Annotated in this window: 13 protein-coding genes; 8 read left to right on the forward strand and 5 right to left on the reverse strand. The window is 55.2% G+C overall.

Annotation, left to right across the window (positions count from 1 at the left end):
- Positions 1 to 98: 98 nt before the first annotated feature.
- The 3 genes from efeB to efeU form a co-directional block, all read right to left on the reverse strand.
- A complete protein-coding gene (gene efeB, locus ACI43T_RS09065; RefSeq protein WP_405386612.1) occupies positions 99 to 1370 on the reverse strand; it encodes an iron uptake transporter deferrochelatase/peroxidase subunit in 1272 nt (423 codons plus the stop codon).
- Between the two features lie 484 nt (positions 1371 to 1854).
- A complete protein-coding gene (gene efeO, locus ACI43T_RS09070; protein ID WP_405386614.1) occupies positions 1855 to 3027 on the reverse strand; it encodes an iron uptake system protein EfeO in 1173 nt (390 codons plus the stop codon).
- A 54-nt stretch (positions 3028 to 3081) separates the two neighbouring features.
- Positions 3082 to 3918 carry an iron uptake transporter permease EfeU gene (gene efeU / locus ACI43T_RS09075; RefSeq protein WP_405386616.1) on the reverse strand — a complete coding sequence of 279 codons (837 nt, stop codon included), beginning with the start codon at positions 3916 to 3918 and terminating at the stop codon, positions 3082 to 3084.
- Positions 3919 to 4261: 343 nt separating this feature from the next.
- Between efeU and mltA the strand changes: the two genes are divergently transcribed.
- Both mltA and murA read left to right on the forward strand, forming a co-directional pair.
- A complete protein-coding gene (mltA, locus tag ACI43T_RS09080; RefSeq protein WP_293278163.1) occupies positions 4262 to 5596 on the forward strand; it encodes a murein transglycosylase A in 1335 nt (444 codons plus the stop codon).
- A 208-nt stretch (positions 5597 to 5804) separates the two neighbouring features.
- The gene (gene murA / locus ACI43T_RS09085) at positions 5805 to 7058 is read left to right on the forward strand and encodes a UDP-N-acetylglucosamine 1-carboxyvinyltransferase (RefSeq protein WP_293278162.1); all 1254 of its coding nucleotides are present in this window, start codon (positions 5805 to 5807) and stop codon (positions 7056 to 7058) included.
- Positions 7059 to 7135: 77 nt separating this feature from the next.
- On the opposite strand, the gene ACI43T_RS09090 is transcribed toward murA, so the two are convergent.
- Together ACI43T_RS09090 and ACI43T_RS09095 are read right to left on the reverse strand one after the other, a co-directional pair.
- On the reverse strand, positions 7136 to 7606 hold the full coding sequence (locus ACI43T_RS09090) for a CYTH domain-containing protein (RefSeq protein WP_009175172.1): 471 nt from the start codon (positions 7604 to 7606) through the stop codon (positions 7136 to 7138).
- A gap of 35 nt (positions 7607 to 7641) precedes the next feature.
- A complete protein-coding gene (locus ACI43T_RS09095) occupies positions 7642 to 8067 on the reverse strand; it encodes a CopD family protein (protein ID WP_405386619.1) in 426 nt (141 codons plus the stop codon).
- A gap of 206 nt (positions 8068 to 8273) precedes the next feature.
- Here ACI43T_RS09095 and ACI43T_RS09100 point away from each other — a divergent pair, with 206 nt between their 5' ends.
- The 6 genes from ACI43T_RS09100 (at position 8274) to ACI43T_RS09125 (ending at position 15281) form a co-directional block, all read left to right on the forward strand.
- Complete coding sequence (locus tag ACI43T_RS09100) at positions 8274 to 8549, forward strand: hypothetical protein (protein WP_009175170.1); 276 nt, start codon at positions 8274 to 8276, stop codon at positions 8547 to 8549.
- A 126-nt stretch (positions 8550 to 8675) separates the two neighbouring features.
- Complete coding sequence (gene metG, locus ACI43T_RS09105) at positions 8676 to 11120, forward strand: methionine--tRNA ligase (RefSeq protein WP_405386622.1); 2445 nt, start codon at positions 8676 to 8678, stop codon at positions 11118 to 11120.
- 47 nt (positions 11121 to 11167) lie between these two features.
- Positions 11168 to 11362 carry a virulence regulator gene (locus tag ACI43T_RS09110; protein WP_377079825.1) on the forward strand — a complete coding sequence of 65 codons (195 nt, stop codon included), beginning with the start codon at positions 11168 to 11170 and terminating at the stop codon, positions 11360 to 11362.
- Positions 11363 to 11602: 240 nt separating this feature from the next.
- The gene (locus ACI43T_RS09115; RefSeq protein WP_377079827.1) at positions 11603 to 12718 is read left to right on the forward strand and encodes an ABC transporter substrate-binding protein; all 1116 of its coding nucleotides are present in this window, start codon (positions 11603 to 11605) and stop codon (positions 12716 to 12718) included.
- Between the two features lie 738 nt (positions 12719 to 13456).
- On the forward strand, positions 13457 to 14503 hold the full coding sequence (locus tag ACI43T_RS09120) for a FecCD family ABC transporter permease (protein WP_009312537.1): 1047 nt from the start codon (positions 13457 to 13459) through the stop codon (positions 14501 to 14503).
- A 10-nt stretch (positions 14504 to 14513) separates the two neighbouring features.
- The gene (locus tag ACI43T_RS09125; protein ID WP_070655426.1) at positions 14514 to 15281 is read left to right on the forward strand and encodes an ABC transporter ATP-binding protein; all 768 of its coding nucleotides are present in this window, start codon (positions 14514 to 14516) and stop codon (positions 15279 to 15281) included.
- Positions 15282 to 15429: the final 148 nt, after the last annotated feature.

A 15429-nucleotide genomic window follows, 5' to 3' on the forward strand; every position in this document is an offset into this window, starting at 1 on the left:
TTTGGTATTTTTGCCCGACGGGGTGAAAAATACAGTTGCTACTTAATTTTCAGCGGTTTGCCTTCTGAACCGTCGTTTTGACTGGAGATGCAGACTACCTACAGCCCCAGTAGCCCCTGTCCCAAAAAACCGCCTTTTTCTACACCGGGCAGGATGAAGAAATAGCCGCCGCCGAAGGGGCTGATGTACTCTTCCAGCGGTTCGCCGTTGAGTAGGTTTTGGACGAAGATGAAGCCGTCGGAGAGGTTGGCTTGGTAGCAGATGAAAACCAAGCCGACGTCGAGCTGGCCGTTGGCGGCGAGACCGCGGGAGTAGTTGAAGGCGCGGCGGTAGAGCAGGTGTTTTTTCATGAACTCGGGGTCGCGCGGGTTGGCGAGCCTCATGTGGCTGTCTTTGGGGGTGGTTTTGCCGTCGGGGTCTTTGGCGAAGTCGGCGGTGTCGCTCTCTTTTTTGCCGTCCATGGGGGCGCCGCTGTATTTGCGGCGGCCGAAGATGTCGGTTTGTTCCTGCAAGGGCGTCCTGTCCCAGAATTCGACGAAGTGGCGGATGAGGCGGGCGGCCTGATAGCTGCCGTTTTTGGTCCAGGCGGGTTCGTCTTGGCTGTTGGCGGCGATGCCTGTCCAGAGGACTTGGTCGGCAATTTTGGGATCGGATACGTCGGGGTTGCCGGATCCGTCGCGGAAGCCTAGGAGGTTGCGGGCGGCGATGGCGCCGGGTTCGGCTTTGGGCAGCCAGCCGTCTATGCTCCAGCGGATGACGGCGGTTTGGGCGGTGTTTTTGATGATGTCGCGCAGGGCGGCTTGGCAGGTTTCGGGGGTGAAGGCGCAGATTTGGAGGCTGAGGTCGCCGTCGCACCATGATTTTTGGAGGCGGTCGTTGGGGAAGTCGCGCATTTCTTGGAGGTGGCGGGGTTTTTTGTCTTTGAGTCCGAAGCGGTCATCAAAGAGGCTGCTGCCGACGCCGACGGTGATGGTGAGCCCGTCGGGGCGGAATGTTTTGCCGAGCAGGCCGCTGCCTGCGGGGGGGAGTTTTTTGTCGCCGTCTTGGTATTCGCCGCCTTGGGTGAGGAATTCGATGCGGGCGGTAAGGGTGCGGAAGAGGTTTTCGAGTTGTTTGGGGTCTTTGGCGGTTACGTCGAAGGCGCACATGATGCCGAAGAGTTGGTGCGGGGTGGTAATGCCGGCTTGGTGCGTGCCGTAGCAGGGGTAGGCTTGCGGGGAGTGTTCGTTGTTGCGGGTCTCGGCGGCGGTTTCGCCTTGTTGTTTGCCGGCGAACCAGCCTGCCGCGCCGGCTGCGCCGGCGGCTAGGACGGTTTTGAACAGGGTGCGTTTGGTCGGTTGGGCGGGTTGTGGGTTGTTGTCTTGGCTCATGGCGGAGTCCTTTGTGGGATTCGGGCTGCGGTATGTACGCGGTTGTTTTGTTTAAGTTTGCTATTTTGAATTTTCAGACGACGTTTAAGGTCGTCTGAAAACTTTGAATCATCGATCAATCGAATAAACGGTAAGGGATGCGCGATTTCCGCGTGCGTGGCTGCGCCACACACCCTACCTGTTCTTCTACCGGAGGATTAGCGGACCTCCGAAATGCTTGTGCTTGCATTTGGGGCAAACCAAACTTTCTCAGAAATCTAATCTTGGAACGGCGATACAGCTAACCCGTTTAATTTTTGATACGGCTGTCAGCAGGGCAGGTTGGGTTGGCAAACCCGACCCAGCCTACGATTTCTGTATTCGGGTTTTTCGCAGGCAAAGCCCACGCTACGGCCTTTCCCTTTCCGTGGGAGAGGGCATCAGCGATAAGTTTTCAGACGACCCCTTGTATCTCAAAAGGTCGTCTGAAACGGGCGGGTCAAGTTTATTTGAGGCCCAGTGTGCCGCGCAGTTGGCTCAGGTCTTCGGCAAGGGCGTTAATCGGTGCCTGAAGGGTTTTGCGGTCTGCGTCGCTGAGTTTGTCGTAGGTTTCAAAGCCGTCTTTGGTTTTGTATTTGGCGAGGATGTCGGTTACTTGTTTGAAGTTGGCATCGACTTTCTCGAGCAGGGCTTTGTTTTTCTCGGCAATCATCGGACGGAAGAGTTCGACGATTTTTTGCGCGCCTTCGATGTTGGCTTGGAAGTCGCTCAAGTCAGTGTGGCTGTAACGGTCTTCTTCGCCGCTGATTTTGCTGCCGGCAACTTCTTCAATCAACACTGCCGCGCCGCCGACGACTTTGTTCGGCGGGAAGGAGAGGGCGTCGATTTCTTTTTGCAGGGCTTCAACGTCTTTCATGAGTTTGTCGGCAATGTCTTTCACGCCGGATACGTCTTTTTTGACCCACAGGGCGTGTTCGATGCGGTGGAAGCCGGTGAAGGCCGCGTCTTCGGTTTTGTCTTTGAAGTCGTCTTCACGCGCGTCGATGGCGGGGTCGAGTTCGTTGAAGAGTTCGGCAATCGGCTCGATGCGTTCGTAGTGGGTGCGGGCGGAGGCAAACTGGGATTTGGCTTTTTCGATGTCGCCCGCTTTGACGGCATCGGTGAAGGCTTTGGTTTTGGCAACCAGCTCTTTGGCTTCGCCTTGGACGTAAACTTTATAGTCGGCAAGCGGTTTGGCGAGTTTTTCCAAATCGGCTTCGTTGCCGGTGTCTTTAAAGCCGCTGTCGGTTACCACCAGCTTGCCGCGCGGGTTGGTCAAGAGGCCGCAGGTCATTTCGTATTCGCCCGGCAGCAGGGTAACGGTCATTTTGTCGGAAAGTCCGGGTGCGATGTTTTCGCGTTCGTCAACCACCATCACGCCTTTGAGGATTTCCCATTCGAGCTTGCGACCGCTGTTGTTTTTGATGTTGAACACGACTTGTCCGCTCGGTACGGTCAGTTCCATCGGTTCGCAGGCGGTGTCGTTCACGCCGACGTTGACGGTGCCGCCGGCATTCGCGCCGGACGCGCCCGAAGCACCTGACGCGGCAGGCGCAGATTTTTCCGCTTCGGGCGGCTGACACGCGGTCAGACCCAAAGCCAGCATCACGGATAAAGCAGTTATATTGAGTTTTTTCATTTCAAACCTCTTTGGCATGTTGATAAGAATGAGATACGGAATTTTTAAGCGCCACTAATGGCTTTCAGACGACCTCTGCACCGCGGCGGGCTTACTGCCGTGCAGAAACCAAATCATGACCGGAACCAAATACAGCAGCCACGCCAGCACCTCGCCCTGCGTCGGGTGATCGGTATAGCCGAAGAAGCCGCCGAGCAGCACGCCCAGCGGGCTGTCTTCATGCAGGTATTTGGAAGAATCAAACACCACCTCTTGCAGGTGGTTCCACACGCCTGCCTCATGCAGCGCGCGCAGCGAACCGGCCACCAAACCGGCCGCCACTACAATCAAAAACACGCCCGTCCAGCGGAAAAACTTCGCCAGATTCAGACGCATACCGCCCTGATAAATCAGCGCGCCGATGACCACTGCGGCCAGCAGCCCCAATACCGCGCCGACGGGCATAGACCAAGTCGGACTTTGTTGAAATACCGCCAAGAGGAAAAACACACTCTCCAGCCCCTCGCGCGCCACAGCCAGAAAAGCCATGCCGACCAAAGCCCAACCTTGGCCGTTGCCTCGGTTTAAGGCCGTCTGAACCGAATCCTGAAGCTGCTGCTTCATCGAACGGGCGGCTTTTTTCATCCATAAAATCATATAAGTCAGTATCGCCACCGCCACCAAACCGATAACGCCGACCACAAATTCCTGTTCCTTCTGTGGAATCTCGCCCGTTGCCGAATGGATGCCGTATCCGATGCCCAAACACATCAGCGCAGCCAAAGCCACGCCCAGCCACACCTTAGGCATCAGCCGCGAATGTCCCGACTGTTTCAAAAAACCGGCGACGATGCCCACAATCAGGGCGGCCTCGATGCCCTCGCGCAGCATAATCAAAAAAGCAATCAGCATAAACGAATCCTAAATTATTTTGGTTGGGCTGCCTTAAAAGGCAATTTTTCCATTTATATGCGTATATTTGTACAAATGCAAATAATTTTTGTTCTTTAATTAAGTGATGATTGATTAAGAAATTGTCGGAACAAGAAAACGGGTTTGCCGATTTAAATCGCGGCAACCGGACGGGAACGATGCCCGCCGCCGTTTCAGAATGTCATAAAAGGCTGATTTGTCGGCATATTCGGCATGACATACATTCTATGTTAGAATGAAGCGCAGCAAGACAAACCCTTAAACGATGCCGTCTGAAACCCCGTTTCAGACGGCCTGCTTCTTTCCTTGGCCCATATAATCTATGAACACAAACAAACAGATTTTCCGCACCCTGCTGCTCGGCCTGACAGCCGCACTCTTATCGGCCTGTCCGAGCAAAAGCATCAAGAAACCGCAAACCGGCACCACAATCCCCGTCGTCAAAGGCCCCGACCGGCCGACTGGCACGCCGCACCCGCCCGGTACGACCGTTACCCCCGGCGGCGGCGCCAGCTATACCGCCGTCCGACACGGCGACCTGCCGCACTGGGCGACCCAGCACTTCGCCCAAAGCCTCAAATCGTTCAAACTCGGCTGCGAAAAGCTGAGAAACCGCGAAGGCTGGCAAGACGTCTGCACACAGGCCGCGCAAACCGGCGAACATCATTTCTCCGCCAAGGCCTTCTTTGAAAAATACTTCACCCCGTGGCAGGTCAGCGCCAACGGTTCCCAGGCCGGTACCGTAACCGGCTATTACGAACCCGTCCTTCACGGCGACACCCGCCAGACCGCCAAAGCAAAATTCCCCATCTACGGCATCCCCCACGACTTTGTTTCCGTACCGCTGCCCGCCAACCTGCGCGGCAGCAAATCAACCGTCCGCGTCCGCGCCACCGGGCAAAACAGCGGCGTGATAGACGAAGCCGGACAATACGCCGCCGATTTGTCCCAGTTCCCCATCACCGCCCGCACCACCGCGCTCAAAGGCCGTTTCGCAGGCGGCCGCTTCTTGCCCTACCACAACCGCAATCAGATTAACGGCGGCGCACTCAACGGCAAAGCCCCGATTCTCGGTTACGCCGACGACCCCGTCGAACTCTTCTTCATGCAGATTCAAGGTTCAGGCCGTCTGAAAACCCCGTCCGGCAAATACATCCGCCTAGGTTACGCCGATAAGAACGAACAACCCTACGTCTCCATCGGCCGCTACATGGCCGACAAAGGCTACCTCCCGCTGGGACAGACCACCATGCAGGGCATCAAAGCCTACATGCAGCAAAACCCGCAACGGCTGGCCGAAGTATTGGGGCAGAACCCCAGCTACGTCTTCTTCCGCGAACTTCCCGGCGACAGCGACGAAGGCCCGCTGGGCGCACTCGGCACGCCGCTGCTGGGCGAATACGCCGGCGCCGTCGACCGCCACTACATCACCCTCGGCGCCCCCCTGTTTGTCGCCACCGCCCACCCGCTCACCGGCCACGCCCTCAACCGCCTGATTATGGCGCAGGATACCGGCAGCGCCATCAAAGGCGCCGTGCGCGTGGACTACTTCTGGGGCTACGGCGACAAAGCAGGCGAAACCGCCGGCAAAATGAAAGCCAAAGGCTACGTTTGGCTGCTGCTGCCCAACGGAATGCAGCCCGAATACAGGCCGTAACCGGCATTTCTGACTTCACAAGGCCGTCTGAAAAACATTTTCAGACGGCCTTTCGTATTGAACGGCCGGCCCGCACCCACACTCTCTTTCGGAAAAATTATCCGCCTGCGGGCGCAAACATACGGAAAATCCCTTATAATTCGGTCTTTAACGACACTTCCCGCCGGATACCCGTCCGGCGCGCCTCCTCCAAAACGAAAGAATCACTGTGGACAAACTCAAAATCACCGCTAACGGCCCGTTAAACGGCGAAATCACCGTATCCGGCGCGAAAAACGCCGCCCTGCCGCTGATGTGTGCGGGTCTGCTGACCGCAGGCACGCTGCGCCTGAAAAACGTGCCGATGCTGGCCGACGTCAAAACCACTCAGAAACTGCTGCAAGGCATGGGCGCGCGCGTGCTGACCGACAACGTCCATGAATTCGAAATCAACGGCGGCACGGTCAACAACACCTGCGCCCCCTACGAATTGGTCAAAACCATGCGCGCCTCCATCCTCGTGCTCGGCCCGACGCTGGCGCGTTTCGGCGAAGCCCAAGTCAGCCTGCCCGGCGGCTGCGCCATCGGTTCGCGCCCCGTCGACCAGCACCTCAAAGGCCTCGAAACCATGGGGGCGGAAATCACCATCGAACACGGCTACGTCAAAGCCAAAGGCCGTCTGAAAGGCTGCCGCGTGGTGATGGACGTGGTAACAGTGGGCGGCACGGAAAACCTGCTGATGGCGGCAACCCTTGCCGAAGGCACCACTGTTTTGGAAAACTGCGCCATCGAACCCGAAGTCGTCGACTTGGCCGAATGCCTCGTCAAAATGGGCGCGAAAATCAGCGGCATCGGCACACCCGTCATGACCGTTGAGGGAGTCGAAGAGCTGCACGGCTGCGAACACAGCGTCGTACCCGACCGCATCGAAGCCGGCACCTTCCTCTGCGCCGTCGCCATGACCGGCGGCAAAGTCGTGCTGCGCCGCGCCGCGCCGAAAACGATGGAAGCCGTGTTGGAAAAACTGACCGAGGCGGGCGCGGTCATCGAAGCAGGCGACGACTGGATTTCCATCGACATGCAGCAGCGCCCCAAAGCCGTGGACATCCGTACCGTCGTCCATCCCGGCTTCCCCACCGACATGCAGGCGCAGTTTATGGCGATGAACGCCATTGCCGAAGGAAGCTGCCGCGTGGTCGAAACCATTTTCGAAAACCGCTTCATGCACGTTCCCGAACTCAACCGCATGGGCGCGAACATCACCACCGAAGGCAACACCGCCTATGTCAAAGGCGTGGAAACCCTCTCCGGCGCCACCGTCATGGCGACCGACCTGCGCGCCTCCGCCAGCCTCGTCATCGCCGGCCTAGTCGCAGGCGGCGAAACCATCGTCGAACGCATCTACCACCTCGACCGCGGCTACGAGCATATCGAGAAAAAACTCGGCCGCGTAGGCGCGAAAATCGAACGCGTTTCGGGTTGAGCGGCCATATAGCCTGAAAGAAGGGAGGCCGTCTGAAAATCCTGTTTCGGGTTTTCAGACGGCCTCTTTTTGATTTGCTATTTTTCCCATGCAGAATATGGGTGCTTGCTCAGATACGCATTGGTGAATCTGCCGTCGGACGTGATTTCTTCGCCCAGCCAGTCGGGTTTTTCAAATCGGGCGTCTTCCGAGGGCAGTTCGATTTCCGCCACTATCAGGGGCGCGTTGTCGCCGCCGTATTCGTCGATTTCAAACACGAAGCCGCCGTAAGGCACGCGGTAGCGGCGTTTTTCCATTTTGAACGGACACATGCCGTCCATCATCTGCCGCGCGTGTTCCAGCGGGATTTCATACTCAAATTCGCTGCGGCTGAGGTCGGAAATATAGCCTTTCAGCGTCAGCCAAGCCCTGTCGCCAATGATGCGCACGCGGATGGTGCGTTCCTTTTCCACGCTGATATAGCCCTGATGCAGGGTTTGCGGCGCGGACGCTTGGTTGCGCCAGCCGTCGTGTTTCAGCAAAAAACGGCGTTCGATTTCAACAGTCATGTTCAGACGGCCTCTCCGGATTCGTCAATCAAAAATCAAAACGGTTTGAATACCACCAGATACAGTGCGGCAACCATCATCAAAACCGGTATCTCGTTAAACACGCGGTACCATTTGTGCGAATGGCGGCACGCGTGTTCGCAAAAACGGCGCAGATGGGCGCGGCAGACGTGCTGGTAGCCCAGCAGCAGCAGGCCCAGCAGCAGCTTGACATGTACCCAGCCGAATCCCCACCAGCCGTTGGCAAACGGTATCACGATGCCGCACACCAGCGCGCCGATGCCCAGCGGCGACATGAATTTGTACAGCCGCTGCGCCATGCCCAGCAGCCGCTGATATTCCGCCGGCTCGGCCTGCGGGTCGACCTGTGCCAGATTCACATAAATGCGCGGCAGGTAAAAAAGTCCTGCAAACCAAGAAATCATAAAGAAAATATGGAGGAGCTTAAACCACAGATACATTTTCAGACGGCCTCAAAACACAATATCCGTATTGTAACGGCAAAACGGAGCCGATTGCCGCCCTGTTTTGTATCAATCGGAACACAACGACCGCCGCAACACCGTCCGAAAAGTGCGGCCGAATGCACATTCTGTTAAAATAACTTCAGTAAGTAGTTCATAACAATAACGTTTCAAGTCAACGCATATACGGAAAGGAAAGCCTGATGAAACAGTTTGAAATCAACGGCGGCGTGAAAAAAGCCATCAACGACTACCTGCTGGCGCATGGTACCGACCTCAAAACCGCGATGGACAGCGAATCCGCCAACGGCGAAATCGCCGCCATCATCCACAACGGCCTGCCCGCAATGGTCAGGAAGATTTATTCGCTGGAAAAAATGAAAACCTTTTTCTGGACGAAAAAAGACCTGATGGTCGAGTTCGTCGCCATGCGTTTGGCGGCGTCGGACAAGAAAAAACCGGCAAAAGCGAAACGCTGATTTAAAGAAGTCCGTTCCGTCGAAAGGCCGTCTGAAACACCCTTGCAGAGGTTTCAGACGGCCTTTCCATATTTGTTTTGCGGTATAATTCACCATCTTTAATGATTGTTTTCCCAAGCATAAACCATGACACGCAAAATCCTCGTTACCTCCGCGCTGCCCTATGCCAACGGCAGCATCCACCTCGGCCACATGGTCGAACACATCCAAACCGACGTTTGGGTGCGCTTCCAAAAACTGCGCGGCCACGAGTGCCACTACTGCTGCGCCGACGACACCCACGGCACGCCCGTGATGCTGGCTGCGCAAAAACAAGGCATCGCGCCCGAAGACATGATTGCCAAAGTGCGCGAAGAGCACCTCGCCGACTTTACCGGTTTCCACATCGGCTACAGCAATTACTACAGCACCCATTCCCCTGAAAACAAAAAGTTTTCCCAAGACATTTACCGCGCGCTGAAAGCCAACGGCAAGATTGAGAGCCGCGTCATCGAGCAGCTTTTCGACCCCGAAAAACAAATGTTCCTGCCCGACCGCTTCGTCAAAGGCGAATGCCCCAAATGCCACGCCCAAGACCAATACGGCGACAACTGCGAAGTCTGCGGCACGACCTATTCCCCGACCGAACTGATCAACCCGTATTCCGCCGTTTCCGGTGCCAAACCCGAATTGCGCGAATCCGAACACTTCTTCTTCAAACTGGGCGAATGCGCGGGCTACCTGAAAGAATGGACTTCCGGCAACAACCCGCACGACGGCAAGTCCCATCTGCAACCCGAAGCCCTCAACAAAATGAAAGAATGGCTGGGCGAAGGCGAAGAAACCACCCTGTCCGACTGGGACATCTCCCGCGACGCCCCGTATTTCGGTTTCGAAATCCCCGACGCGCCGGGCAAATACTTCTACGTCTGGCTGGACGCGCCCGTCGGTTACATGGCGTCGTTTAAAAACCTGTGTGACCGCATCGGCATCGATTTCGACGAATACTTCAAAGCCGACAGCCAAACCGAGATGTACCACTTTATCGGCAAAGACATCCTCTATTTCCACGCCCTGTTCTGGCCCGCCATGCTGCATTTTTCCGGCCACCGCGCCCCGACCGGCGTGTACGCACACGGTTTCCTGACCGTGGACGGACAAAAAATGTCCAAATCGCGCGGCACCTTCATCACCGCCAAATCCTATCTGGAACAGGGCCTGAACCCCGAGTGGATGCGTTACTACATCGCCGCCAAGCTCAACAGCAAAATCGAAGACATCGATTTGAACCTGCAAGACTTTATCTCGCGCGTCAACAGCGACCTCGTCGGCAAATACGTCAACATCGCCGCCCGCGCGTCAGGTTTCATCACCAAACGCTTTGAAGGTCGTCTGAAAGACGTTTCAGGTAGCGCATTGCTGGCAAAACTCGCTGCCGAAAGCGAGACCATCGCCGAGCAATACGAAAACCGCGAATACGCCCGCGCCCTGCGCGACATCATGGCATTGGCAGATGCCGTGAACGAATACGTCGATGCCAACAAGCCGTGGGAGCTGAACAAATTTCTGGAATCTCCAAAATACAAATGGAGATTTACTAAGAAAGACAATGCTAAATTAGCAGACTTACCTGAATTGGATGATGCACTTTTTACCAAACCAATCATTATCAAAAATGATTTAGATGATTTAAATAAATTTATTAATTCACTTCCTAAAAATAAAAAAGATATTTTCCAAAAAGAAAAAGAAACTTTCTCATTGGAAAACTATGAAAAAGTTAAAGAATCAATTCTAGGGTATTCACAAGAGGAAGGAAGAAAAATTCTCGAGAATTATAATAACGACCCTAACCACAGCCCATACCCCCTGAGCTTAGAGGAAATTCAATCTGAAAATTTGGCGACTACTATTGCTGACTTATGGATCAGTATTAAGGTACTGGATACGCATCATATATTAGATGATTTGCTGCACGAAGTATGCAGCGAACTCATCAACGCCTTCACCATGCTGACCGCCTACCTCGCCCCCGTGTTGCCGCAAACCGCCGCCAACGCCGCGCGTTTCCTCAATCTGGACGCGATTACCTGGGCGAACACGCGCGAAACCCTAGGCGAACACGCCATCAACAAATACGAACATTTAATGCAACGAGTGGAGCAAAAACAAGTGGACGATTTAATCGAAGCCAACAAACAAAGCATTCAGACGACCCCCGCGCCTGCCGCCGAAGAAAGTCAATACGAAAAAGTCGCCGAACAAGCGAGCTTCGACGACTTCATGAAAATCGACATGCGCGTCGCCAAAGTATTGAACTGCGAAGCCGTCGAAGGCAGCACCAAACTTTTGAAATTCGACCTCGATTTCGGTTTTGAAAAACGCATCATCTTCTCCGGCATCGCCGCGTCTTATCCCAACCCCGCCGAATTGAACGGCCGCATGGTCATCGCCGTCGCCAACTTTGCCCCGCGCAAAATGGCAAAATTCGGCGTATCCGAAGGCATGATCCTCTCCGCCGCCACCGCCGAGGGCAAACTGAAGCTCTTGGATGTCGATGCAGGCGCGCAGCCGGGCGACAAAGTGGGTTAGGGTTTGCTGTTTTCCGTCTGAAACAAATTAAATCTTAAGGAAAAACCATGTTCAACCTTTCCAAACCGGTGCTTAAGGAAATCGAGTTGCTTGATGCCGCAGGATTGTCGGTCGGCGCCATCGTTACGGCGTTGCGTCTGAAATTCCCGATAGAACTTATTGATCGGGATGACAACGAACTCGAAGAGGTAGTCCGCCTGACGGTAAACCCGCCGCGGAAGGCGCCGTCTTTTTCCCGTTAACGCGCTGCTGCCGGTTTGAAGGGCAGATTCGGTTATTTTCCTACAAAGGCCGTCTGAAAAATAAATTTCAGACGGCCTTTTGACATATTTTATTGCGGGAAAATACCTCTTTATTTGATTCGGCAGGCCGTTTATCCGCTTTCCCGTTTGGCCATCTTTCGGCGCTTGAAAAATCCTGTAATTTAATATAAATTAAAGAAACAATAATTGTTATCGATTAAATTATAAGGAATAAACTTAATGAAATTTCAGCGTTTGTCCGCCTTCGCGCTGGCTGCCGCACTTTCCTGCGCAACCCTTGCCACTTATGCCAAACCGGTTCAGATTACCGATGTCAACGGCCGCAAAGTAACCGTCGATCTGCCTGCCAAGCGTGTGGTTTTGGGCTTTTATTATCAAGACTACATGGCCATCGGCGGCAAGGACGCGCTGAATAATGTGGTCGGTTTCTCCAAAGCGGTTTGGGCCGACTGGGCGCCGCCGAGCTGGGTGGCGTTCAGCAAAGCCGTGCCTAAGCTGAACCAGCTAGCCGACGTGGGCGAGGTGGAAGTCGGCACGTTCTCCGTTGAAAAGGTTTTGGCATTGAAGCCTGATTTGCTGATTCTGGCGGACTGGCAGTATAAGGCTTTGGGTTCAGACCTTGCCCGTATCAACAAAGCGGGCATTCCGATTGTGGTGTTGGACTACAACGCGCAAACGGTCGCCAAACACGTCCAGTCAACCAAACTCATCGGCACGCTGACCGGTCAGCAGCAAAAAGCGGACAAGCTGGCGGCAGACTACAAACGCATCGCCGACACCATCCAAGCGCGCGTGAAAAAAGCCAACCTGCCCAAGCCTAAAGTGTATGTCGAGTTCGGCAACAAAGGCCCTGCGGAACACAGCGTCACCTTCGGCAAGAGTATGTGGGGTTCGATGGCGACGCTGGTCGGCGGCAACAATATTTCCGCATCTTCGGTCGAGTTCTACGGCCCGATCAACCCTGAAAAAGTCCTCGCCGCCAAACCCGACGTCATCGTGATTACCGGCCGCGAAACCGAATTAAAGAAAAGCCCGACCGCCATGGTGATGGGTTGGGGCATTCCGAAAGCCGAAGCGGAAAAACGCTTGGCCGGTTTTGCCAAACGCGCCGGCTGGGCGAACCTGCCTGCGATTAAAAACAACCGCCTCTACGCCGCCTACCACGCCAACTCGCGCACGCTTTCCGACGGCGCATCAATTCAATTTATGGCCAAAGCGATTTATCCGCAGTTGTTCAAAGACTTCAATCCTGAGAAAACTTATACCGACTTCTACCGCCAAAATCTGCCGGTCGTGCCGAACGGTACGTTCTACCTGTATCCGAAAGGGCAGTAAGGCGGGCTTATGGGTTTCAGACGACCTTTTTTATGCGAAAGGTCGTCTGAAAGTAGCGTGAATCTTGTACAGAACTGTAGCGTGGGCTTTGCCCACGGGTAAAGTTTGCAGAAATGATGGCGAACGGTATGGGATTTCATGTTTTTGTTGGCAAAGCACACGCTATGACTTTCCGTCGTGCCGAACAGGGAACTTCAGGTGGGTTTGACTGTTGTGGCCCTCTCCCTAACCCTCTCCCACGGGGAGAGGGGATCAGATAACTGAAGCCCGACCATTGTTGTGACTCCCTACAATTTGCTCCCTCTTTCATGGGGAGTAGCATTTGTAGAAATGATGGCGAACGGTCTGAGGTTTTCCCTGTTTTCGCGGGCGAAGCCCACGCTACGACTTTCCGTCGTAGCGAGCGGGGAGTGTTAGGTGGGTTTGACTGTTTTTGCCCTCTCCCTAACCCTCTCCCGCGGGGAGAGGGAACAAATGGCAGAGAATCACAACAATGGTCGGACTTTACCCTCTCTCCGTGGGAAAGAGAACAAAACAAATTGCAGGGAATCACAACAATAGTTGAATTTCAGTCATCCGATTCCCTCTCCCCGTGGGAGAGGGCTAGGGAGAGGGCAAAGCCGTTTGGAATGCCGTTATCCCGATTTTCAAAAAACCACCTTTCAAAACGGATACAGACAAAAGAGATTGCAGGGTATGGATACCCGACCTTGTTCCTTAATTTCAAAGGTTTGAAAAATGAATGATTCGGTTGTCGCCGAGATTGTGAGAAACCAGCGCAGGCTAGAAGGCAAGCGTTGGTTGATTGTTTTGATGTTTTTAATCATCGCGGCGGTCAGCTTCCTATTCGACATCGCCACCGGCCCGGCGATGACGGACACGCTGCCGGTCGGCGAAGTGGTCAATGTTTTGCTGGGCAAACCCGAAGTCGATGAAATGAACCGCCTGATTGTGATGGATTTGCGCCTGCCGATTGCGGTGATGGCCTTGGTGGTCGGTGCGGCTTTGGGTGTCGGCGGGGCGGAGATTCAGACGCTGTTGAACAATCCGATGGCCAGCCCTTATACGCTGGGCTTGGCGGCGGCGGCGGGTTTGGGCGCGTCGGTGGTGATTGCGTTCGGCGGTTTCGGGCTGCCTGAAACGGTCGCCGTCCCCATCGGCGCGTTTGTGATGACCATGCTGGCTTCGGGCATCTTGTTTCTGTTTGCCTCGGCGCGCCGCTTCAATTCGGCGATGCTGGTGCTGGTGGGGATTGCGCTTTTGTTCCTATTTCAGTCGATTCTGTCGCTGATTCAGTTTATCGCCGCGCCTGAGATTTCGCAGCAGATTCTGTTTTGGCTGTTCGGCAGCCTGACCAAGGCGACTTGGGAGACGGTGGCGGTTACGGCGGCGGTTACGGCGGTGTGTGTGCTACTGCTTTCGCGCGATGTGTGGAAGCTGACCGCGCTGCGCTTGGGCGAAGAACGCGCCGTCGGGCTGGGCATCAATCTGCAACTTTTGCGCCTGAAAACGCTGGTGTTGGTGGCGGTGATGACGGCGACGGCCATCAGTTTCGTCGGCGTCATCGGCTTTATCGGACTGGTCGCGCCGCATGTGGCGCGGATTCTTTTGGGCGAAGACCAACGCTTTTTCCTGCCCGGCGCGATGCTGGCGGGGGCGGCGTTTTTATCGGTAGCGAGCGTGTTGTCCAAGGTGATTATCCCTGGCGCGCTGTTTCCGGTGGGGATCGTTACGTCGTTTGTCGGCGTACCGTTCTTCTTCTGGATTGTGTTAACGAAACGGTAGGTCGTCTGAAATGTTGAAACTTGAAAACGTCCATATCCGGCGCGGCGATTATGTGGTCGCCGACAGTATCGATTTGACGCTGGAACAAGGCAAAGTCTATTCCGTGCTCGGCCCCAACGGCACGGGCAAATCCTCGCTGATGAAAACGATTTTCGGCGAAGTGGCGCACAAAGGCACCATCCGCTACGGCGACGAAGTGTTGAGCAAAATCCACCTGCAAAGCTGGCGCAAACGCATAGGCTATATGCCGCAGGACACCGCCGCCGAAGCCTCGCTGACCGCGCTGGAAGTCGTGTTGCTCGGCCGCATGGACGCGCTGCACATGCACGTCGGCGACGAACTGCTGCACGAAGCCGCAAGTATCATGGCGGAGCTGGGCATCGGCCATCTGGCGCACCGCGACGTCATGCGGCTTTCCGGCGGACAGCGGCAGCTCGTCATGTTTGCCCAAGTCATGCTGCGCCGCCCCGAAATCCTGATGCTGGACGAACCGGTCAGCGCGCTGGATATGCACCATCAACTCAATCTTTTAGAACGCGTGGTGCAATACACGCACGAACACAATCTGGTTACGCTGATGGTGTTGCACGATTTGAGCCTCGCCGCGCAGTTTTCAGACGGCGTTATTCTGCTCGGCGAAGGCAAAGTACAGGCGCAGGGCGCGCCGCAGGATGTGTTGCAGGCGGACATGATAGGCAGGCTGTATAAAGTGGACATCGAACTTTTATACGACAGCAAAGGCCTGCCCGTTATCCGCCCGATGCGGCAGAGTGCTTAACTTAACCGCTCCTGAAATGTCGGATTTGAGCATCCGGCCTGCGGACTCCCTGCAACTTATCCCCTCTCCCGCGGGAGAGGGTTAGGGAGAGGGCGGTAAGCCCAAGGCTTACCTCTTTGACCCATCAGCCCGCCCCATATTTTTTATC

It is taken from the genome of Neisseria oralis (assembly GCF_045062685.1).
GTDB classification, from domain to species: domain Bacteria; phylum Pseudomonadota; class Gammaproteobacteria; order Burkholderiales; family Neisseriaceae; genus Neisseria; species Neisseria oralis.